At 63.4% G+C, this 22,601-nt stretch carries 15 protein-coding genes; 5 read left to right on the top strand and 10 right to left on the bottom strand.

Annotation, left to right across the window (positions count from 1 at the left end):
• Nucleotides 1-82: 82 nt before the first annotated feature.
• From CLU85_RS05090 to CLU85_RS05080, 3 genes are all read left to right on the top strand, one after another.
• Nucleotides 83-811, top strand: coding sequence for a FadR/GntR family transcriptional regulator (locus CLU85_RS05090; protein ID WP_100409338.1), 729 nt, complete (start codon nucleotides 83-85; stop codon nucleotides 809-811).
• Nucleotides 812-1,204: 393 nt separating this feature from the next.
• Nucleotides 1,205-2,644, top strand: coding sequence for an aldehyde dehydrogenase family protein (locus CLU85_RS05085; RefSeq protein ID WP_100409337.1), 1,440 nt, complete (start codon nucleotides 1,205-1,207; stop codon nucleotides 2,642-2,644).
• A gap of 115 nt (nucleotides 2,645-2,759) precedes the next feature.
• Nucleotides 2,760-4,541, top strand: a complete 1,782-nt coding sequence (locus CLU85_RS05080; protein WP_232727733.1) for an ATP-binding protein — start codon at nucleotides 2,760-2,762, stop codon at nucleotides 4,539-4,541.
• A 56-nt stretch (nucleotides 4,542-4,597) separates the two neighbouring features.
• On the opposite strand, the gene CLU85_RS05075 is transcribed toward CLU85_RS05080, so the two are convergent.
• Nucleotides 4,598-6,226 (bottom strand): iron ABC transporter permease, encoded by a 1,629-nt coding sequence (locus CLU85_RS05075; protein WP_100409335.1) that lies wholly within the window; start codon nucleotides 6,224-6,226, stop codon nucleotides 4,598-4,600.
• 118 nt (nucleotides 6,227-6,344) lie between these two features.
• Here CLU85_RS05075 and CLU85_RS05070 point away from each other — a divergent pair, with 118 nt between their 5' ends.
• Nucleotides 6,345-7,424 (top strand): ABC transporter ATP-binding protein, encoded by a 1,080-nt coding sequence (locus CLU85_RS05070; protein WP_100409334.1) that lies wholly within the window; start codon nucleotides 6,345-6,347, stop codon nucleotides 7,422-7,424.
• Nucleotides 7,425-7,509: 85 nt separating this feature from the next.
• On the opposite strand, the gene CLU85_RS05065 is transcribed toward CLU85_RS05070, so the two are convergent.
• The 7 genes from CLU85_RS05065 to CLU85_RS05035 form a co-directional block, all read right to left on the bottom strand.
• Entirely contained in the window at nucleotides 7,510-8,745 is a 1,236-nt protein-coding gene (locus CLU85_RS05065) for a Yip1 family protein (RefSeq protein ID WP_100409333.1), read from the bottom strand.
• 200 nt (nucleotides 8,746-8,945) lie between these two features.
• Nucleotides 8,946-9,683, bottom strand: a complete 738-nt coding sequence (locus CLU85_RS05060) for a 1-acyl-sn-glycerol-3-phosphate acyltransferase (protein WP_100409332.1) — start codon at nucleotides 9,681-9,683, stop codon at nucleotides 8,946-8,948.
• 30 nt (nucleotides 9,684-9,713) lie between these two features.
• Nucleotides 9,714-11,009, bottom strand: coding sequence for a dihydroorotase (locus CLU85_RS05055; RefSeq protein ID WP_100409331.1), 1,296 nt, complete (start codon nucleotides 11,007-11,009; stop codon nucleotides 9,714-9,716).
• A 79-nt stretch (nucleotides 11,010-11,088) separates the two neighbouring features.
• Nucleotides 11,089-12,051 (bottom strand): aspartate carbamoyltransferase catalytic subunit, encoded by a 963-nt coding sequence (locus CLU85_RS05050; protein WP_100409330.1) that lies wholly within the window; start codon nucleotides 12,049-12,051, stop codon nucleotides 11,089-11,091.
• Nucleotides 12,052-12,053: 2 nt separating this feature from the next.
• Nucleotides 12,054-12,575 (bottom strand): bifunctional pyr operon transcriptional regulator/uracil phosphoribosyltransferase PyrR, encoded by a 522-nt coding sequence (pyrR, locus tag CLU85_RS05045; RefSeq protein ID WP_100409329.1) that lies wholly within the window; start codon nucleotides 12,573-12,575, stop codon nucleotides 12,054-12,056.
• A complete protein-coding gene (gene ruvX, locus CLU85_RS05040; protein WP_100409328.1) occupies nucleotides 12,572-12,991 on the bottom strand; it encodes a Holliday junction resolvase RuvX in 420 nt (139 codons plus the stop codon). The genes pyrR and ruvX overlap by 4 nt, the downstream gene beginning before the upstream one ends.
• On the bottom strand, nucleotides 12,988-13,587 hold the full coding sequence (locus CLU85_RS05035; protein ID WP_100409327.1) for a YqgE/AlgH family protein: 600 nt from the start codon (nucleotides 13,585-13,587) through the stop codon (nucleotides 12,988-12,990). The genes ruvX and CLU85_RS05035 overlap by 4 nt, the downstream gene beginning before the upstream one ends.
• A 21-nt stretch (nucleotides 13,588-13,608) precedes the next feature.
• On the opposite strand from CLU85_RS05035, the gene CLU85_RS05030 reads away from it, so the two are divergent.
• Entirely contained in the window at nucleotides 13,609-15,147 is a 1,539-nt protein-coding gene (locus tag CLU85_RS05030; protein ID WP_198509134.1) for a deoxyribodipyrimidine photo-lyase, read from the top strand.
• Nucleotides 15,148-15,195: 48 nt separating this feature from the next.
• On the opposite strand, the gene CLU85_RS05025 is transcribed toward CLU85_RS05030, so the two are convergent.
• Entirely contained in the window at nucleotides 15,196-16,356 is a 1,161-nt protein-coding gene (locus CLU85_RS05025) for a PilT/PilU family type 4a pilus ATPase (RefSeq protein ID WP_369858160.1), read from the bottom strand.
• A gap of 112 nt (nucleotides 16,357-16,468) precedes the next feature.
• Entirely contained in the window at nucleotides 16,469-22,582 is a 6,114-nt protein-coding gene (locus tag CLU85_RS05020; RefSeq protein WP_100409324.1) for an Hpt domain-containing protein, read from the bottom strand.
• Between the last annotated feature and the right edge of the window lie 19 nt (nucleotides 22,583-22,601).

Raw genomic sequence — 22,601 nt, 5'->3', positions numbered from 1 at the left:
GGTTGAACGTCATCAGTTGTCGTACAACGAAAAGCAATGTACCCTTAAGCACCCCTGGATCACATAGGGATAACACCAAGAAATGAACACCGCCATTGCCCTTCGCCGAAAGCCCCGCACACTGGCCCTGGAACTGGTCGAGTCCCTGGGGGATCGCATCCGCGATGGCCGACTGGCGCTGGGTGACAAACTGCCCACCGAGGCCGCGATCATGGCGGAGTTCGAGGTCAGCCGCACCGTGGTGCGCGAGGCGATTTCCAAGCTCCAGGCCTCTGGATTGGTGGAGACGCGCCACGGTATCGGCACCTTCGTGCTGGGTCTGGGGCAGGCCCCTGGCTTCAAAATCACACCCGACCAGTTCAGCACCTTGCGCGACGTGATCGCAGTGCTGGAATTGCGTATTGGGGTGGAGACGGAGGCTGCGGCGCTGGCGGCCCAACGTCGCACCGAAGCCAACATTGTCGCCATGCGGGTTGCGCTCGATGCCGTGACACAGGCCGTGGACCAGGGGCGCGACGCCGTATCGTCAGACTTTCAGTTCCACCTGGAGATTGCGCGCGCCACGCAGAACAGCCACTTTGCCGAACTCATGGGCACGCTGGGCAGCATGATCATTCCGCGCGCCCGGCTGGACACTGGCGAAGCCCCCCATGATGACCTGCGCCAATACCTGCGCCGTGTGAACGGCGAGCACGAGAGCATCTACGACGCCATCGTGGGCCAGGACCCCGACGCCGCACGCGCCGCCATGCGCACCCACCTGGCCAACAGCCGCGAACGGCGCCGCCGCGCCCAGGCCGAGGTAGGCTAAGAAGGCAAGCCACAGAACGGCTCAGCAGCCCCGCCCGCTCTGCCAATGGAGCGGTGGACGGGGCAGCAGAGACCCGCAATGGCTCCCGATTCAGTAGTAACCCCAGAAACACGGATGACAAATTGTTGTACGATGACATACAACAATCTTTCGTCTATTTGGGAAACACAGAACACATAGACCTTCTGACAGAAGCCCAGCCATGAGTGGGGGCGCTGGGCCGCGCCCGCTCATGACTCAGCTTGCCCGCAGCGCACTGGGCCGTTATCGTTCAGTGCTCACTACATCTCGCACCGTTCCACGATCTACGGCCCTGGCTCACCGACGGGTCAGTCCTCGAACCCCGCTGTTTCTCCCCATTTCTTTCAACCACCCAACTTCCCGAGCACACCCATGCATGCAAACCTGATCGGCGGCAACTGGACCGAAGGCGTCCGCGCCTACCGCAACACCAACCCCTCTGACACCCGTGACGTGATCGGTGACTACACCGTGGCCAGTCGCGAGCAGGCGCTGGATGCCGTGGCCGCTGCGCACGCGGCCTTCCCAGCCTGGAGCCTGTCCACCCCCCAGCAGCGCTTTGACGTGCTGGACGCCGTGGGCAATGAAATCCTGGCGCGCAAAGCGGAACTCGGCGACCTGTTGGCCCGCGAAGAGGGCAAGACCCTGCCCGAAGCGATTGGCGAGGTCGGCCGAGCCGCCGCCATCTTCAAGTTCTTTGCTGGCGAGGCGCTGCGCCCTGGTGGCGAGGTGATGCCCTCGGTGCGCCCTGGCGTGGGCATCGAAATCACACGTGAGCCCCTGGGGGTGATTGGCATCATCACGCCATGGAACTTCCCCATCGCCATCCCGGCCTGGAAAATCGCCCCTGCCCTCGCCTATGGCAACTGCGTAGTGTTCAAACCCGCCGAGGTGGTGCCTGGCTCTGCGTGGGCGCTGGCCGACATCCTGCACCGTGCAGGCCTGCCAGCCGGTGTTTTCAACCTAGTCATGGGCCGTGGTTCTGACGTAGGCCAGGTACTGCTCGAAGACGAACGCATCGCTGGTGTGAGCTTCACCGGCTCCGTCGGCACCGGCCAGCGCGTGGCTGCAGCTTGCGTGCCGCGTGGCGCCAAAGTCCAACTGGAGATGGGTGGCAAGAACCCCTTTGTCGTGCTGGACGATGCGGACCTGAATGTGGCCGTGGGCGCAGCCATCAACAGCGGTTTCTTCTCTACCGGCCAGCGCTGCACCGCCAGCAGCCGCCTGATCGTGACCGAAGGCATCCACGACCGCTTCGTGGCCGCCATGGTCGAAAAGATGAAGACCTTGAAGGTGGATGACGCCCGCAAGGCCGGTACTGACATCGGCCCTGTGGTGGACGACCGTCAACTGGCACAGGACCTGGAGTATGTCGGCATTGGCAAGCAGGAAGGCGCCACCCTGGCCTACGGCGGCGAAGCCCTGGCCACCAACGCTGATGGAGCCCCTGGCTACTACATGCGCCCCGCGCTGTTCACCGACACCACCGCTCAGATGCGCATCAACCGCGAAGAAATTTTTGGCCCGGTGGTCAGCGTGCTGCGCGTGAAGAACTATGACGAAGCGCTGGCCATGGCCAACGACACCCCGTTTGGCCTGGCCAGCGGCATTGCCACCACCAGTCTCAAGCACGCCACGCACTTCAAGCGCCACGCCCAGGCCGGTATGGTGATGGTGAACCTGCCCACAGCCGGCGTGGACTACCACGTGCCGTTTGGTGGCCGCAAGAGCAGCAGCTACGGTTCGCGCGAACAAGGGCGTTATGCGGCAGAGTTTTACACCACAGTGAAAACGGCGTACACCCAGGCTTGACAGGGAGGGCTCGTGCCACGCAGGCCAGCGGCCAGCGGGCGCGGCCCACCAAGGCAGCTATCGGCACCAGGGCCCCAATGCCTATGATGCCGCTACGCCCGTTTCACGCACTTCAATGACCGCCTCTGCCATGCCCAGCCCGCACTCTGCGACCGCCATACGCCCACCGGAGCCGAGGCGCCAGGCGGGTGTGCCGTTACGGGCCATGGTCATTCTGGGGACCGGACTGGGGCTGACCCTGGCATGGGCCACGGTCTTGATTCTCCTGAACGTGACATGGCAGGACGCCATGAACGCGCAGATACGGCAAAACAGCAATCTGGCGCTGAGCCTGGGAGAGCAGACCGTGCGTGTGATGGCGGCTGTGGACCAGGCCACGATACGCATGCGCGATACCGTGCTGTCCGGCGAACTGGGTCCGGCAGACTTCAAGCGGTTTGCCAACGAGACCGGTCTGGCCCCGCAGATATTGACCCAGCTTTCGCTGGTGGGGCCTGGCGGACGGTTTGTCGGAAGCAATATCGACCCCACGGGGGAAAAGACGGGCCACGTCGATCTCTCCGAACGCGAGCATGTGCTGGTGCATCTGGCACCCAAATCGTCAGAGACAGACCGTTTGCAGATGACCGGCAATGGACTCTTCATTGGCAGGCCTGTAGTGGGCAAGGTCTCGGGCAAGGCGACGATCCAGCTGTCCCGCAAGATATCCACCCCCCAGGGGGGTGTTTTGGGGCTGGTGGTCGCCTCGCTCAACCCGGAATATTTCGAAGAGGTTTACCGGGATGTGCAACTGGGCGCAATCGGAGTCGTGACCTTGCTAGGCAATGACAGCGCAGTGCGCGCACGCGTCATGGGTGGCAAGAGCCAGGGCATGGGTGGCATGGTCAATCGTGCCGCCACCAACCAAATCGACGAGCTGGGTCGCTCCGGCCACTACGTGCGGGCCAGCGGTCTCGATGGCATCGAACGCATCTACGCCTACAGCCGCGTGGGCGACTACCCGCTGCTGGTTTTTGTGGCCACCAGCACCGAAGAAGCCCTGCAGGAGTGGCGTGCCAGCCGCAACGTTGCGCTGTTCACCACCGGTCTTTTCAGCATGGCGCTGATGGGCGCAGCCGTCATCTTCCTGCGCAGCGTGAGTGCGTTAGAGAGCACCAACGCGGCCCTGCGCATCAGCGAAGCCGAAGCCCACTCTGCCAGCCAGGCAAAAAGCGAATTCTTGGCAGCGGTCTCCCACGAACTGCGCACGCCTCTGACCAGCATCCGGGGGTTTGCCGAGCTGATGGAGCTGCGCCTGGACCAGCCCCGGTTCAAAGAGCAGGCCAGCCTGATCCGCAAAGCGGCGGACCACCTGAACGCGCTGCTCACCGAGATTCTGGATCTGGCCAAGGTAGAAGCAGGCGCCATGCCCCACACCCCGACCGCGCAGAACCTGGCCGAGATCGTTCGGTCCACCGCCGATTTCTTCGCCATCACGGCCGCCAACAAAAATCTGCAACTGGATGTGCAAATCGCCACCGATACCCCACCCACCCTGATGTGTGATGGATTACGGCTCAAGCAGGTGCTCAACAACCTGCTCTCCAACGCCATGAAGTTCACAGACACCGGCTCCGTCACCATCGAGGTGGACAGCACGGAGGACACCGTGCGCTTTCATGTGGTGGACACCGGACCGGGCATCCCAGCCCGCCTGCACGAAACGATTTTTGAAAAATTCCGACAAGGTGATGACCAGGTGAGCTATCAGCATGGTGGGACAGGCCTGGGACTGGCCCTGTCCAGGGCCCTGGCAACACTGATGGGCGGCACACTGACACTGACGTCCACCGAAGGCCAGGGCGCTCGTTTCACACTCACATTGCCGCGCCATCCTGAGCACCCGATAGCTGTTTAAAGCCCTTGGGGCCACATGCCCCAAGGGCCATCCCCTGCGCCTCGCAACGGAAGCGGCTACTGCCGACTGCGCAGTGTGCGGCTCAGCAGGATCACCGGCACTAGCCCCACCGCCACCAGCGCCAATGACGGCAGCGCCGCCTCGCCCAGGCGCTCATCACGCGCCAGCTGGTAGGCCACCACGGCCAGGGTGTCGCTGTTGAAGGGGCGCAGCACCATGGTGGCAGGCAACTCCTTCATCACATCCACAAACACCAGCAAGGCTGCAGCGGCGGTGGAGCGTTTGAGCAGCGGCCAGTGCACGCGCGCCATCAGGCCCGTGCTGCCAGTACCCAGCATGCGCGCCGAATCGTCCAGACTGAGGGGAATGCGCGCGTAACCGCTTTGCAAGGACTGCAAAGCCACGGCACAAAACCGCACCAGGTACGCCCACACAATGCCAAACGCCGTGGCCGTGACCAGCGCGCCCACGCCCCACTGCGGCATGGCCGCCTGCAACCAGCCCACGGGCAGCAGCAGCCCCACCACGATGACAGCACCCGGCACGGCGTAGCCCACGCTGGCCAGCTGCACCACACCGCGGGTGACCGCGTCGGGCTGGCGGCGCACAGCAAAGGCCAGCGCCAGCGCGATGACCACGGCCAGCACGGCGGTGATGCCGCCCAGGCGCACGCTGTGCCAGGCCCACTCCATGAAGCGCTCCCACGGCAGCACCGACCAGTCGGCCGCCAGGGGCCGCAGCATGAACAGGACCGGGGCGACAAAACCCATGACCACCGGCACCGTGCACACCCACCACGCGGCCCAGCGGCGTGCGCCGCGCAGCGCCAGGGGCTGTGCCTCGGCCGAGCCTGCGCGCCCGCCACCCGTGGCAAAACGCATGCGCTTTTGGGCGCGGTGTTCCAGGTGCAGCAAGGCCATCACCACCACCAGCAGCATGGTGGCCAGTTGCGCGGCGGCCAAGCGGTTGTCCATCGACAACCAGGCCTTGTAGATGCCGGTGGTGAAAGTCTGGATGCCAAAGTAGCTGGCCACCCCAAAGTCGGCCAGCGTTTCCATCAGCACCAGTGCTACGCCTGCAGCCACGGCGGGGCGGGCGAGCGGCAGGGCCACGGCGCGGATGCGCCGAGACAGCGGGGCGCCCAACAGTCGGGCGGCTTCCATCAGGTGGGCGGCGCGCTCGCCCAAAGCCGTGCGTGCCAGCAGGTATACATACGGGTACAGCGAAAAGATGAACACCCACACCGCGCCGCCCAGGCTGCGCACTTCGGGTAGCAGGCGGCCTTCGAGGCCGAAGGTGTTGCGCAGGCCCACCTGCAGCGGGCCACTGAACTGCAAAAAGTCGGTGTAGGCATATGCGGTGACGTAGGCCGGCATGGCCAGTGGCAACAGCAGCAGCCATTCAAAAGTGCGCCGACCGGGAAAGTCAAACAACGTGACCGCTGCCGCAGCCCCCGTGCCAACCATCGCAGCGCCCAAGGCCACCAGCACGCTCAGCCACAAGGTGGTCCACACATAACCTGGCAACACCGTGGCTGCCATCTCGCGCAGGATGGCGCCCGCCTGTGCGTCGCCCTGCCCTATCGGCAACCACGATGCGAGGACGGCAAGCACCGGCAACGCCAAAAAACCCGCGAACACGATCAGCGAGAGGGAGCGAAAGGCAAAAAATGGCGTGCGGCGCAAGGCGAGTGGCTCGGCAAAAGGAAGAAGCGCACACCCGTCACCCGGCAAGGGCCCAGCGACGATCAGGAATGCAAATGCGAATTTTAAGCATTCGCCCCTGCCCACCTAGAATCACGGCATGTTTCTAGAGGTCTCCCAACTCGAAGTGCGCTATGCGGGCCGCGCACACGCCGCCGTGCAAGGCGTCACGCTCAACCTGAAAGCCGGGGATATCGGGGTGCTGATCGGCCCCTCGGGCTGCGGCAAGACCACCCTGCTGCGCGCCGTGGCGGGGCTGGAGCCCGTGACCGGTGGCGAGATTCGCCTGACCAAAAGTGTGGTCAGCAGCGCCAGCCTCAGCGTGCCGCCCGAACTGCGGCGCATCGGCATGGTGTTCCAGGACTACGCACTGTTCCCACACCTGTCAGTGGGCCGCAATGTGGCGTTTGGCATCCACCAGTTGCCCCGGGCCGAGCAGGCCGCGCGCGTGGCCGAGGTACTGCAGCTGGTGGGTCTGGAGGGCAGCGAGAACCGCTTTCCCCACGAACTTTCGGGGGGCCAGCAGCAGCGCGTGGCCCTGGCGCGCGCCCTGGCGCCGCGTCCGCAGCTCATGCTGCTGGACGAGCCCTTTTCCAACCTGGATGTGGACCTGCGCGAACGCCTGGCGCACGAGGTGCGCGGCATTCTGAAAGCCGCAGGCGCCACGGCGCTGTTTGTGACCCACGACCAGTTCGAGGCCTTTGCCATTGGTGATGTGATCGGCGTGATGAACGAAGGCCACCTACACCAGTGGGACGACGCGTACACGCTGTACCACCGCCCCGCCACGCGTTTTGTGGCGGACTTCATTGGCCACGGTGTGTTCGCCCCCGCTACCCTGGTGCAACGCGGCAACAACGTGGTCGCGCAAACACCGCTGGGCGATCTGACCGATCTCGAAGAATGCCCCCTGCCCAGCAGCTTCCCCGGCGGCGAGTGTGATGTGCTGCTGCGCGCAGATGACATCGTGCACGACGACCACGCGCCGGTACAGGCGCAAATCGTACGCAAATCTTTCAGGGGGTCGGAGTTTTTGTACACGCTGCGACTCGCCAGCGGCCACACCCTGCTGGCCCATGTGCCCAGCCACCACGACCATGCGCTGGGCGAGTGGATCGGCATCCGGGCGCAGGTGGACCATGTGGTGACGTTCCCCCGGGAACGGGGAACCACCATCTAAGCCCCAATAGGCTCCAGCGCTTATCCATAAAGCGCTGGTTGCTATTATTTTTGATTATTCATTGCGCCACAGCGCACTACAGTTTTCAGGACTTTCCCTTGCGCTGCAGGCCCTCAAGGCCGTTCAGATCCACCTGCGACATGAAACCCTGCAGGGCCTTGATGCCCACATGGTCACCCTCGATGCTGACCACCAGGCCATTTTTCAGAATGGTCTTGAACTCGGCTCGGCTGCCGTCCTTTTCATAGCGCTGGTGCAGGGTGCGGCCACCTTCCTGCCAGGTCTTCTCGGCGCTGGTCTGGTCTTCCTTTTCGCCCTGTGCCATGCCCATGGCCATCACCGCCATCTGCCCCAGGCCACCCACATCCAGGATCTCCAGGCGCACCTGTTTGTCATCGCTGCCGTACTGCGCGCTGGCCTGGCTGGTGGGCAGACCCAGGGTCGCTCCGTCTTGCACTTCAAAGCCCGTGCGCGGCAGGCCCGCCAACGTTTCTGGCAACGCTGCCTTGAGCGATTGGGCCGCAATGGCCTGGCCACCGCCGAGCATGCCCGCTGCCGCCTTGGCCGCATTGCCAGTGGCCGCAGCAATCGCAGCAGGGTCCTGGCTCTTTTGCGCCTGCTCCATCTGGCGGGCGGCCTCTTCCATTTTCTTGCCAGCGGCCTCCAGGCCGGCCGTGTCGATGGACACCTTGCCGCCCGGTGTGTTCATGGTGATGGCTGCAGGGGCATGGGCCCCGCCAAACATCGCACCACCCCGAGGCAGCAAGAGCGCACTGACGGCGCCGATCACCACGCCCATCACGATGGCTGCGACGATCACAACCACCGTGTAGACGACCGACTTCTCGGGGGTGTTCTTCATCAGCACAGGCAGGCCGGTGTAGAGCAAGTAGATGGAGTACAACGCGGCAATCACTCCCAGCATGGCCAGCGAAGGCAGCAGGCTGAAGACGCCCCCCAGCATGGCCGCAGTGCTGGCGTACACAGCCACCTTGAGGGCCTGGATCTGGTTCTTCTGCCCACCGAAGGTAGGCGCCAGCGCGTCGATGATGAGACCCAGCACAAAGATACCGGCGAGACTCAACACATACGACACCACCATGTTCACGAGGCCGGACACAAAAGGTACGCGGATGGTGACGCCAAAGCCGCCAAAACCAATCAGCGACATACCAATGAAGCCACAGACCGCCGGAATCACCGCCAGGATCATGGCGTAGCGGGTAAACAGGGTGGCCACATCCGTGGTCTCCGCGTCAATGGTGGCCCAGGTGTCCTTGGGTTGCAGAAGAATGCTCTTGGCGCGCTCAATCAGGTTCATGGTGCCCTCCCGGCAGTGTTGGCAGGGCCTGCAGGTGCGCTTGTGCATGTGTGCAGGCCGAAAGACGCGGACGATACGGGAAATTGTGTGGAATGAAGACCGGGTATCCGGCCCACGCAGCCACAAACGTGGAATATGCACGCTTTTGGGCACCGAAGCCATCCCCGCCAGCACGGACAGCCTCTGTGACCTGCTGGCTGTCAGCCCCGCCGCAACTGATCGACGGTATCGTGCAGATGCTGTGTCCAGATGCGGCGGTCGCGCTCGCCAGCACGCTCAGGCGGGCCGTAGTGCACCACGGCCTCGATGGGCGGGGCGCACAATGTGCGCCAGATCGAGCCCACCAGGGTTTCGTCACCGATATAGCTGGGCGCAAAACTCGTGGCGCCCGTCGCCTTGTCGGCAAAACGCAGGCCCACGGGCTGCACCGGCGCCTGTGCGGCCACTGCGGCCTGCAGCAAGTTGGCATGGAAAGGCAGCATCTCGCGCCCATCGCCCGTGGTTCCCTCAGGGAACACAGCCAGCACCTCGCCACGCTCCAGCGCCTCTTGCATCGACCGCACCATGCGCAGCGCGTCGCGGCGCGAGCTGCGCTCGATGTAGAGCGTGCCGGCGGCCGTGGCCAGTGTGCCAATCAACGGCCATCCCTGCACATCAGACTTGGAAACAAAGCGGCAATGCCGCGCCGCGTGCATCACAGGGATGTCGAGCCACGAGATGTGGTTGGCCACCAGCATCACCGGCCCGGACACTGGCGGTTGCCCCAGGATGCGCAGGCTGATGCCTGCATGGGCCAATAGCTCCAGCGACCAGACCTGCACGCGGGCGTGCTGCTGGTCGGGCGAAAGCGCCGGAAACCGCAGCGCCACGATCGCCAGCCCTTTGACAATGTGGCCGAGCAGGCGCAGCAGGCGCCAGCTGGCAAGCAAGGACTTCATCGCAGGGTCTCGCCGTGCTGCGCCACGCAATCAGCCCCGGTCAAAAGCGACCTGCCCCCCGACGAGGGTCATGCGCACACGGCCCGGCAGCTCGTAGCCCGAGAACGGCGTGTGTTTGCCCTGGCTGCACAGCGCGTCGTCCTGCACGGTCCAAGCGGCCTGTGGATCAAGGATGCAGAGGTCACCCACGCCCCCTTCCACAATCTGGCCGACGCTGGCCTGCAAGGTGCCCAGCGCGTTGCCCAGCACCCGCGCAGGTTCGGACGTGACCGTGGCCAGTGCACGCTGCAGCGGCACGCCGCTGTCCTGCGACCACTTGAGCGCAAGCGACAGCAGCAGTTCCAAGCCGGTGGCGCCGGGCTCGGCTTCGGCAAACGGCAGGGTCTTGGCGTCTTCATCGACGGGTGTGTGGTCGGACACCAGCGCATCCACGGTGCCGTCCAGCAGCGCCGCACTCAGGGCATCGCGGTCGCGCTGCTGGCGCAGCGGGGGCGTGAGGCGCGCGCGGCTGTCGAAGAAGCCAATGTCGTTTTCGGTCAGGTGCAGCGTGTTGATGCTGATGTCGCAGGTCACGTTGAGGCCCTCGGCCTTGGCCCGGCGCACCAGCTCGACACCCGCCGCGCTGCTGATGCGACACAGGTGCACCCGCGCGCCGGTGGTCTTGAGCAGCTCGAAGATGGTGTGCAGCGCAATGGTCTCGGCCGCCACGGGCACGCCCGACAGGCCCAGCCGCGTGGCCAGCGCGCCGCTAGCCGCCACGCCCTTGCCCAGATGCATCTCTTGCGGGCGCAGCCACACGGTGTAGCCAAAGGTGGCTGCGTACTGCAGCGCACGCTGCAGCACCTGGGTGCTGGCCAGCGGGACCTCGGCCTGGCCAAAGCCCACGCAGCCGGACTCGGTCAGCTCGGCCATCTCGGTCAGCACCTCGCCTGCGAGGTTGCGCGTGAGAGCGCCCAGCGGGAACAGCCGCGACTGGTGCAGCTTCTCGGCGCGGAACTTGAGCATCTCGACCAGACCGGGCTCGTCGAGCACCGGGTCGGTGTCGGGCGGACAGACCAGGCTGGTCACGCCACCGGCCACGGCGGCGGCCATTTCGGATTCGAGCATGCCTTCATGCTCGTGGCCGGGCTCGCGCAGGCGTGCGGCCAAGTCCACCAGGCCGGGCAGCACGATGCAGCCCGTGGCGTCCACCACGCGCTTGGGCGCAAAGTCGGGCGGCACGCGGTTGACGCCGACGATGCGGCCCGCAGCGATGGCGATGTCACAGGTCTGGTCGAGGCCCGAAGCGGGGTCGATGACGCGGCCGTTCTGGATCAGTATCTTCATGATTTCAAGCCAATTTGGCCGATAGCGCTTACTGGATAAGCGCCAGCAGCTATGAAAACAGGAGTATTCATTCCAAGTGTCACGCCTCGTTCCCGGCCACTATGGACATGACGGCCATCCGCACAGCGATGCCGAAAGTCACCTGCGGCAGGATCACGCTCTGCTTGCCATCCACCACGGCGGAGTCGATCTCGACACCGCGGTTGATGGGCCCGGGGTGCATCACGATGGCGTCGGGCTTGGCCAGTTGCAGCTTCTCTTGCGTGAGGCCGAAGCTCTTGAAGTATTCCTGGCTCGACGGCAGCAGCGCGCCACTCATGCGCTCGTTCTGCAGGCGCAGCGTGATGATCACGTCGGCATCCTTGATGCCCTCTTCGAGCGTGTGGCACACGCGCACGCCCATCTGCGACATGTCGCTGGGCACCAGCGTGCGCGGGCCCACCACGCGCACTTCGGCGCAGCCCAGTGTGGTCAGGCCGTGGATGTCCGAGCGCGCCACACGAGAGTGCAGCACATCGCCGACGATGGCCACGGTAAGGTTGCTGAAGTCTTTTTTGTAGTGCCGGATGGTGTACATGTCCAGCAGCCCCTGCGTGGGGTGGGCATGGCGGCCGTCGCCAGCGTTGATCACATGTACATGGGGCGCCACATGCTGGGCAATGAGGTATGGAGCACCCGACTCGCTGTGCCGCACCACGAACAAATCGGCCGCCATGGCCGAAAGGTTGGCGATGGTGTCGAGCAGCGACTCGCCCTTGCTGGCCGAGCTGCGCGCGATGTCCAGGTTGATCACGTCGGCCGACAGGCGCTTGGCCGCGATCTCGAAGGTAGTGCGCGTGCGCGTGCTGTTCTCGAAGAACAGGTTGAACACGCTCTTGCCACGCAGCAGCGGCACCTTCTTGACCTCGCGGTCATTGACACTGACGAAGTTGGCGGCCGTATCGAGGATGTGCGTGACGATGTCGCGCGGCAGGCCTTCGATGGACAGCAGGTGGATGAGTTCGCCGTTGCCGTTGAGTTGGGGGTTGCGCTTGTGCAGCACGGTCAGGCCTCTTTGACTTGAAATTGGAAGGTGCCGCTGTCGTCACGCGCCAAGGCCAGCGACTGGGTGGCAGGCAGGGCCACCCGCGCGGCGGCAAAGTCGGACTGCACGGGCAATTCACGCCCGCCCCGGTCCACCAGCACGGCCAGGCGCACGCTGGCGGGGCGGCCGTAGTCGAACAGCTCGTTGAGCACGGCACGGATGGTGCGGCCGGTGTAGAGCACGTCGTCGAGCACCAGCACATCGGCACCGTTCACGTCAAACGGCAGCGTGGTCTGCGCACCGGCCGACAGGCCGCGCTGGGCAAAGTCGTCGCGGTGCATCACCGACGAGAGCACCCCGGCAGGCCCTTCAAGGCCCAGATCTTTTTGCAGACGCTCGGCCAGCCAGGCACCACCCGAGGCGATGCCCGCCAGGCGCGTGGTGGGGGTCAACATGCTGCGCACACCGCGCAGCAGTTCGCGGTACAGCGCCTCGGCGTCGAGCACGAGGCTGCCAGAGGCCACAGGAGAGGGATGGCTCATGGAAGATTCCTCAAAAACTGTTCCAGGATGATGCAGGCCGACGCGGCATCGGCGTCCTTGGCGCCGCCGGCGATGGCCTCGGTGGTGCTATAGCGCTCGTCCACCTCGAACACCTGCAAACCAAAGCGGCCACGCAACTGTCGGCCGAATTTAAGGGCACGCTCTGTGTTCTCGTGGCTCGCGCCATCCGGGTGGTAAGGCACGCCGATCACCAGCGCGTCGGGCTGCCACTCCTTGATGCGCTGCGCCACCTGCACAAAGCGGGCGTCGCCCTCGGCCTTGATGGTGGTCTGCGGCGTGGCGCTGCGCAGCATGCGGTTGCCCGTGGCGACCCCTGTGCGCTTGAGGCCAAAATCGAAAGCAAGAAAGGTCTGGAAATGCGCAGGAACGGCTGGCTGAGCGGGCAAGCCGGTCATGCGTGCCCCGCCTCAGGCGACAGCATCCAGGCCTTCAGGCCCAGCAGCGACAGGGCGCGGTCGTAGCGCTCGGGCACGGGGGTGTCAAAGATCACCGACAGATCGGCCGCCACGGTCAGCCAGGCGTTTTCGGCCAGCTCGGATTCAAGCTGCCCCTCGCCCCAGGACGAATAACCCAGGGTGATGAGCACGCGGCGGGGGCCTGCGCCTGTGGACAGTGCTTCGAGCACGTCCTTGGAGGTGGTCATCTCCAGGCCACCGGGGATGGTCATGGTGGAAGCGTAGGCCGATTCATCGGTTTCTGCCTTGTCCATGAGCATGGGTTCGTGCAGCACAAAACCGCGCTCGGTCTGAACCGGTCCGCCCTGGAAAACGGGTTCCCTCGTGAGGTCTTCACGCCGCAAGGACAGGTCCACCTTGTCAAAAAGGCCTTTGAGGGTGATGTCTGAGGGCTTGTTGATGATGAGTCCGAGGGCACCGCGTTCGCTGTGCTCGCACAGGTAAACCACACTGCGCGAGAAAGACTCATCTTCCAGGCCGGGCATCGCGATCAGGAAGTGATGCGTCAGGTTGATGGGCGCAGAATCGAAAGACATGCAGCAATTTTAACGGTGAACATGGCGCCCTCCTCCGAGCCTTCTTACCCCAGCGGTCTTGTCTGGTTCCGCCGCGACTTGCGCGCGAACGATCAGGCCGCTTTGTACCGCGCACTGACACAGTGCCAGCAGGTGCACTGCGCCTTCATTTTTGACCGCGAGATCCTGGACGCCCTGCCCCGGGCCGACCGGCGGGTGGAGTTCATCCGCGAGTCGCTGGTGGAACTTGATGAAACGCTGCGCACGTTGTCTGGGCACGAGCAGGGCGGCCTCATCGTGCTGCACGCAGTGGCCAGCGACGCCATTCCGGCACTGGCCAACGCTCTGGGCGTGCAGGCTGTGTTTGCCAACCATGATGACGAGCCGCAGGCCCTGGAACGCGACAGTCGGGTACGCACCCGACTGGCCGCCACCGGCAGGGCTTTTCACACCTTCAAGGACCACACCGTTCTGGAACGCAGCGAGGTGCTGACACAAACCGGCAGCCCGTACAGTGTGTTCACGCCTTACAAAAACGCTTGGCTCAAGAAGGTGGATGCGTTTCAGCTCACAAGCTACCCAGTGGAGCGCCATGCACACCGCTTCGCCCCGCGCCCGCAGGAACACTGCCAAGCGGTCCCCACCCTGGCGTCGCTGGGTTTCGAGGCCACGGCCCTGCCGCAGCTCAAACTGCCGACCGGTGCCAGCGGCGCGCAGCAGTTGTTCGACGATTTTATCGGCCGCATCGAACGCTACGAAGACACGCGCAACTTTCCTGCCGTCAAAGGGCCCAGTTATCTCAGCGTGCACCTGCGTTTTGGCACCATCTCGCCGCGCCTGCTGGCGCGCACCGCGCACCGCTTGATGTTGCAAGGCAACCCGGGGGCCAGCACCTGGCTCAGCGAGCTGATCTGGCGGGATTTCTACTTTCAAATCCTGCATCACCATCCCCATGTGGTGGGCCACAGTTTCAAGCCGGCTTACGACGCCATCCAGTGGGAATCAGGCCCCGAGGCCAACGCCCTGTTTGCCGCTTGGTGTGAGGGCCGCACTGGCTACCCGCTGGTGGACGCCGCCATGGCACAGATCAACCAGACGGGCTACATGCACAACCGCCTGCGCATGGTGGTGGCCAGCTTCCTGGTCAAAGACTTGGGCATCGACTGGCGCTGGGGCGAGGCCTACTTTGCCACGCACCTCAATGATTTCGACCTGGCCGCCAACAACGGCGGCTGGCAGTGGGCCAGCTCCAGCGGCTGCGATGCTCAACCGTACTTCCGAATTTTCAACCCGGTCAGCCAAAGCGAGAAGTTCGACCCCGAGGGCAAGTTCATTCGCCGCTACCTGCCGGCATTGGCGCCGTTACCCACCAAAGCATTGCACGCGCCCTGGCTGGCGCGGCCGCTGGAGTTGCAGGGAGCGGGTGTTCGGCTCGGCGTCGACTACCCCTTGCCCGTGGTCGAGCACGACGCGGCTCGGCACAAAACACTGGCCCGGTACGCGGTGGTGAAATCAGCAGCAGCCGCAGAACGCGTGGGCGATCTCACTGAAGGCCCTGAAAAACTCTCACTGCGCTCGTAGCCGTGCAAACGCTGTTCGCGGAGCCCGCCCGCTACAAGGGTCGCGCTTTCAGCGGTGACCGGGAGGCGGTAAATCGCCTGATTCAGGCTCGTCGGGACTCATCTGTATACCGTCACCCCCTAGCGACGCGCCGGACGCCAGGCGCAGCCGCAGGCTGACATCGGTACGATTGTCCGCATTGGCAATTGCTTCTTCGGGCGAAATCACGCGGGCCTCGACCATGGCCAGCAAGGACTGGTCAAAACTGCACATACCCTGCTCTCCACTGCGGGTGATGGCGGTCTTCAGCTCATCGATCTGCCCTTTCTGGATCAACTCGGCCACATAGGGCGTGAGCAACATGATCTCGGTGGCAGGCACCATGCCGCCAGCCAGCCCCATCACCAAACGCTGTGCGACAACAGCGCGCAGATTGATGGACAGGTCCATGAGCAACTGGCGATGGGCATCCTCGGGGAAAAAATTCAGTATCCGCTGTACCGCCTGGTTGGCATTGTTCGCATGCAGGGTGGAGACGCAAAGGTGCCCGGATTCGGCATAGTGGAGAGCATGCTGCATCGTGGCGCGGTCACGAATCTCGCCGATCATGATCACGTTGGGCGCCTCACGCATGGCCCGGCGAAGGGCCTCGTCATAGGACAAGGTATCGAGCCCCACCTCGCGTTGGGTAACCAAGGACTTCTTGTGGGTGTGCAGGTATTCAATGGGGTCTTCGACCGTCAGGATATGCCCCCCAGCGTGGGCATTGCGATGGTCCAACAACGAGGCCAATGTGGTGGTTTTTCCCGAGCCCGCAGCCCCCACTGTGAGGACCAGGCCCCCCTTGAGAAAAGCCAATTGCTGCAGGACTGGCGGAAGGCCTAGCTCACTCAGACCCGGAACCCGGGCGATGACATGGCGCACCACCATGCCCACCTGGCCCCTCTGAAGGTGCACATTGACCCGAAAACGTTCGCCGTCTGGTGTCTGGAACGAGAGATCGCACTCCATCGTGGTCTCGAACTCCTGCCGCTGTGCGTCGCGCAGGATGGAGTAAGCCATCTGCCGGACATCGTTCGCAGACAACACCTGCTGCGCAATCGGTGCAAAGGCCCCCTGCCGTTTGATGGTGGGGGGAGCCCCAGCCGTGAGAAACAGGTCGGACGCCCGCTCCCGCACCACAAAGGCCAGGCACGCAAGCAGTCGGGGATCGCCCGGAAGAGAGGTCAAAGGCTCCATCAACGACCCCTGCGAATGCGGGACAAACGCCCCGCAACGCCGCGAACAAATAGCGCACCACAGACCTGCCAAAAAATGCAGGATCTGTGGGCACAACGCATGTTCAGGCCTCTGCGGCTGCCGCGAGACGGGCGTAGTGCTGGATCAGGCTCAGCAGCTCTTCGTCCGAGTAAGGTTTGCCCAGATAGTGGTTCACGCCCAGTTCCATCGCATGCTCGCGGTGTTTCTCAGCGATACGCGATGTGATCATGATGATCGGCAGATCGCGCAAGGCACCGTCCGCACGGATATTGCGCGCCAAGTCGAACCCATCCATACGGGGCATTTCGATGTCAGACAAGACGACAGTCGGGCGCTCTTCCTGGAGCCGCTCCAATGCCTGCAGGCCGTCAGCCGCCAATGCCACCCGATACCCTTCACGCTGCAACAGACGCTGCGTGACACGGCGCACGGTGATCGAGTCGTCCACCACCAGCACCAGTGGCACCTGACTCGGCCCTGCCAGCTGAAGCGAAACCACAGCCTTGCCCGAGCCAGCGCCGCCCTCCGGTGCAGGTGCGGACGATATGCCGACACTGGCTGCACGTACCTGGTCGCCGTACACCGTCGCCAACGCCACGGGGTTGTAGATCAGGACCACAGCACCTGAAGCCAGTACAGACATACCCGCCAACCCCGGCAAACGAGACAGTTGGGGGCCGAGGTTCTTCACCACGACTTCCTGGTTGCCAAGCACTTCATCAACGTGCATGGCCACACGCTGCGCGGCGCTTCGGAAAATCACGACCGGGCGAGTCTTTCCCGCAGACTCGTTGCTGCGCGAGGATGCCTGCAGCAATGCGCCCGACCAGAAGAAGGGCACCTTTTCCATGCCGTCGTCAAACACGCCGGTGCGATAGGCCTCCTCCAGATCGGCTGCCGATGTACGGCGCACGATTTCCACCACGTTGGCAGGTACGCCAACGGCCAGATCGCCGGTACGCAGCATCACCACCTGCGTCACTGCGGTGGTCAGCGGCAGCACCATGCGGAAAGCGGCCCCCTTACCAGCCTCGGTCGACGTCTCGATACGTCCGCCCAAGGCATTGATTTCAGCGCGGACCACGTCCATGCCGATACCACGCCCCGACAGGCCAGTCACTTCAGACGCCGTGGAGAAGCCCGGCATGAAAATTAGGTGCGCCGCATCGGCATCGCTGAGTTCCACGTCCGGAGCGACGATGCCCTGCGCCAGAGCTTTCTCCCGGATACGGGGCAGGTTCAAACCGGCTCCGTCGTCACGAAATTCGACCGAGACGTCGTTACCTTCGTGGCGCAGATCTACCGTGATCGTGCCGGACGCTGGTTTGCCAGCGGCCAGCCGCACCTGCGGATCTTCAATACCGTGTGCCACGCAGTTGCGCAGCAAATGCTCGAAAGCCGGCGTCATGCGGTCCAACACTCCACGGTCCATTTCGATGGAGCCGCCGGTAATGTCCAGCTTGATCTGCTTGCCGGTCTCCTTGGAGGCCTGGCGCACCACGGCATAAAGGCGCTCTGCAATGCCCTCGAATTCCACCATGCGGGTGCGCAGCAGATCGCGCTGCAGCTCCCGGGCCTGGCGCCCCTGGGCGATCAGATCGTCTTCGGCGCCTTCCATGGCACGCTGCAAGTTGCGCTGCACGGTGGCCACGTCGTTCACCGACTCGGCCATCATTCGCGTGAGTTCCTGCACACGGGTAAAGCGGTCAAACTCCAGCGGATCGAAGCCGGCCGCTGAGTCTTTCGACAGCGCCAGACGCGATTGCATTTGCGATTCAGCCTGTACCTCGATATCTCGCAATTGTTGGCGTAAGCGATCCAGGTTGCCCGACAAGTCCGTCAACGAACTACGGAACTGCCCAAGGCGCACATCCAGACGCGATCGACTGATCATCACCTCGCCAGCCTGATTGACCAAGCGGTCAAGCAACTGTGCACGCACACGCACAGACTGGCTGGCAGCCACACGCAAGGGAGCCAACTGCGAAGGACCTGGCAGGCGCACCGCAGGGGCTGCCAACGCTGTCGATACCTCAAGAGCGGCAGTCGCAGGCGTTGTTGACGCATCAGCAGCTTCGGTACGGCTGCGCGTCGCATCGACCGGCAAGGAGACTACCGTATCGATTGGCCCCTGACCGATGGCACGCAGTGCGTCAAGGTTCGCTTGCAAGCCATCGAAGCTACCCTGCAACGGTTCAATCTGATCGGCAGTTACCGTTTCAGCATCGAGCTGCTCGATGGCGGATTCCAACCGGTGGGCCATTTCACCCAACCGCATGGCACCGGCCAAGCGGGAGCTGCCCTTGAGCGTGTGCAACGCCCGAAGAACTTCACTGCGGGCCCCCAGATTGTCGGGCCGCGAAGCCCACTGGCGCAGCGCACCGCCCAATTGGGGCAACAATTCTGCGGCCTCTTCCTCAAAGATCGGGAACAAGTCCGGATCGATGACATCGATGGCATCAATGTCATCGTCGGCGTCAGGGCTCATTGCAATGGCATGAGCAATGGCGTTATCGATATGCTGGTCATGGTCATGCAGCACTGCCGAGAGAGCCGGTGCAACATGGCGCACGGGGACTGCGACAGGCTCCGGTTCTGGCATGGGCTCCGGCACATCCTCAGGCTGCGCCAGCAAGGCTTCTACTGGCGGTGCTTCGACAACCTCTTGCGCTGGTGCATCCAGGAACTCGTCCAAATCCTCTTCGGGCGGCGACAGGGTGTTGACCACCTCGGTTTCCAGAATCTGGCGGAGTTGCTCCAACACTTCCTGGCTGGGCTCCTTGAGGAAACCCGCAGCAAACTGGTGCAACAGTCGGCGAATGTCTTCTGCGGCAGCCATAAAGGCCTGCGCCTGCTCTTGCGTTCCGCCGGACTGCAGCTGCACATGCTGCATGGCGTGTTCCAGCACCCGCGCCATTTCCGAAAGAGCATTGAAACCAACAGTGGCAGAACTGCCCGCCAGCGAATGCGACAAGGCCACAGCCACGTCGGGCAAAGGCTCATGCAGCTCCAGCGCCCATTCCTGGAGACAAGTCACCAAGCGGCGCGACCACTCATCGGCTTCATTCAGGTAAACGTTGTACAGCGGTATGCCGATGCGCAAGGTGTCGATCACCTTGACGGCATCGTCGTCGCTGGAAATTTCCTCCTGCGGCAGGGCATCCAAAAGATCGGCCATCTCGGAGGCTGCCTCGGTATTGATCGCCTCGCTCGCCACCAGTTCTTCAGGCTGCGCCGCATCAGCATCCAGCAAACGCTCCAACTCCTCGACATTCAAGGATTCCAACGCGACCACCTCAGCAGCATCGGAGTTTGTGGCTTCGCCGGCAACCTCCAGTGCTTCGACGGGGCTTTCGACCACGGGAGCCGACGCTGTAACGGGCTCCAGGTCGGGCAGTTCAAGATCCAGCACGAAATCGGCACTGGATGGATCGACCGCAGCAGACTCGGACGGCGCGTCGTTCAGCGCGGCAGTGAACACCGAGAAGTCGATGTCCTCGGCCACATCGGGAACCCCAAACACGGCTGTATCCGCAGGCAGCTCCGGAACATGGTCCGAAATTTCAGTGGCCTGGAAGTCTGGTATAGCCAGTTCTTGTTCGACCACCTCGGCCATCTCTTCGGCCACCGGTGCGGCGTGATCTGCCACCTCATCCTGACGCGGTTCCACCTCAGGCGCTGCTTCTGGAGACGACACCATCAATGCGTTACCCGCCGCAGGAACCACAAGCGGAACCAGCGTGCCATCAAGGCGCATGGCATCTGCCGAGGCACGGAATGCCTCGGTGTCCCAACCCGCCGTACGGCCCGCCGCAATGTCATCGGCCCAACGGCCAAAGGCCTGAAGTGCATCCGAAGACAACTGTAGCAACCCTGGCTGCATCGGCTTTTGTTCGGCCAACCAAACGTTCAGAACCTGCTCCATCGACCAGGCGGCTTCGCCAAAGTCGTTGAGCCCCACCATGCGCGAACTTCCCTTGAGCGTATGGAACGCGCGACGCAGCGTTGTCTGTTCGCTCAGATTGCCGGGTTCCTCTTTGAGCAGCTGGATGGCGGCCAACCCATTGACCACGACTTCACGAGCCTCTTCGAGGAACACCTCCAGCAACTCGTCTTCTACATCGACGGGCGCTCTGGAGACGGGCGCAGCAGCGATGGCTGCGTCTGGAGCTGTGGGAGTCGGAATTGCCTTCGCCTCGACGGGCGAAGGCATGTCGAAGGAGATATCTGGGGCCAGCAAGGCCTCAGATTCAATATGGGAGGATTCTTGTGCAGGCTCAAAATCCGGGAAGGGAGCGAAGTCTGTAGGTTCGCTCACAGGCTCCGGTGCGGGGAAACGCGGCAGCACATCCGGCACCAAGGCCGACGAACGCTCTTCAAGCTTGGCCGGCGCCTCTTCTACCGCATCTGACGCACGGGCACGTGTCTTGCCCATGAGGATACGCAACTCACCGAGTTCTTCGTCGTACACAAAAAGCTTGCGCGCCATCGTGCGCTGGTAGCTCAGCATATCGATCAGGAAGCCAAGAGCCCCCAGGCTGTTTCCGAGCTTCTCGAAAACGCCTTGACGATCTTCTTCAGGTACTTCGTTGATCAGCAGGCGCTCCACTGTGTCGCGCATGCGGACCACGGCAAGGGACGCCTGGTCCAGTCCAAGAACCGACAACACGCCACGCATTTGCGCGAGATGTCCTGGCACCGTGGCCAAGACGGCTGCATCCTTGGGGTTACGGAAAAATTGGTCCAGTGCCTTCTCGGCTTCACCCAGGGTGACACGCAACTCATCCACCACGCTGCCCATGGTCTGGTTGTCGCTGACCCTTCGGTACAACTCCTCCATCCACTGTTCCAGGGGCTCGGGCTCTGCGCCAGCACTCACCGCATCCAGACGCTCAGCCAGGCGGACAGCCCGGATCTCCATCTGGTCGTCAGCGGCATCCAGCTCTTCAAATGCAGCCTGCAAATACAACACCGACGTCGCAACTTCCATGGCCAAAGCGGCTGATGGCGGCTCGCCCGAACGGGTGGTGGAATCCACAGCGCGCGTCAACGCTTGCGCCAGACTCTCGCTGTCGGGATGAAGCTTGCGCAGCGAATCACATACCAGACTGAACTGATCGGCCGCTGGTTTGAGCTTGTTGCGGTCGCCGCCGGCCAATGCCGACCAAGTCTCCGTGGCCGAAGCAATGCGCTTGCGCGCCTGTGCGAGCACTGCGGGATCAAAACGCCCAAAGCGGGCGGTTTCGTAATCCACAGGCTTGAAGCGGTCGAGAGAAAACGCCTGACGCACTGCCCGCAGCGACGGAGCAGCATCGTCCGCCAAATCGGCGGTCTTGGCTTGCGAACAGAAGAACAGCAAATCCTGAACCAAGCGGTCTGCAATGGTCGGATCCCCTTTGGCGAGGGTCGCATACTGCATCAGCACCCGGGACGCCACGCGCTTGACGTAGACGTCCGGAGGCAACAGCCCGGAACCAAAGGCCTCGAAGAAACCTGCGCAGATCTTCCAGAAAGCACGCGACTGCCGATCTGTCTGTGCCGCCACGAAACCGAGACAAGTATCCCGCAGGCTCAAGGACGCCCGAAGATCCCCTGACTTAACGATGCGCAGCACGGCAGAATCAAGGCGCGCACGCGCCTCTGCACCGTAGGGCAAAGGAGACGCCGCCACAGTCCCCTCGGGCTCCCGAAAGCGACGCTCGACAGGCCAGAGGTCTGCAGGGTGCACGCGGTCGGCACCCGCCAACGCCTGCGCATCACGGTATTGCGGAAACAAGGCCACTGGAGAGACAGATTTGCCTGCGAGCACGGTCTCCAGGTATTCAATCAACGCAAAACTCGCCCGTTCTATCACGGCTGCAGCTTCATCGCTGCAGGTTTCAGGGCGTTGAACAAACTTCTGAACGGCAGACTCCATGGACCGCAGCACCAGTGCTGGAGGGCCCATGCCGACCATTTCCAGTGCACCACAAGCCTGGTGCAGTTGCTGACGCGCGATGCGCAGGGAGCCAGCGTCTAACGCCGCAAGGTCGGACTCACGCGCGACTTCAGCATCGCGCACGAAACGGCGCATCGCCTTGACCGCACCGTCCAGCGATTTGCGCAGTTCGTCAAGCACCCAAGCCAGAGGACCCAGGTCCTGGTCCCCCTGGGGCCCTTCTGTGGCCGGTGCATTGTTGGCATCAATAGATGACATGGATTCGTCCCCGGCTGCT

It is taken from the genome of Acidovorax sp. 69 (assembly GCF_002797445.1).
Classification (GTDB): domain Bacteria; phylum Pseudomonadota; class Gammaproteobacteria; order Burkholderiales; family Burkholderiaceae_C; genus Acidovorax.
The sequence above is the reverse complement of the archived record's forward strand: the minus strand, read 5'-3'. Positions and strand labels throughout refer to the sequence as shown.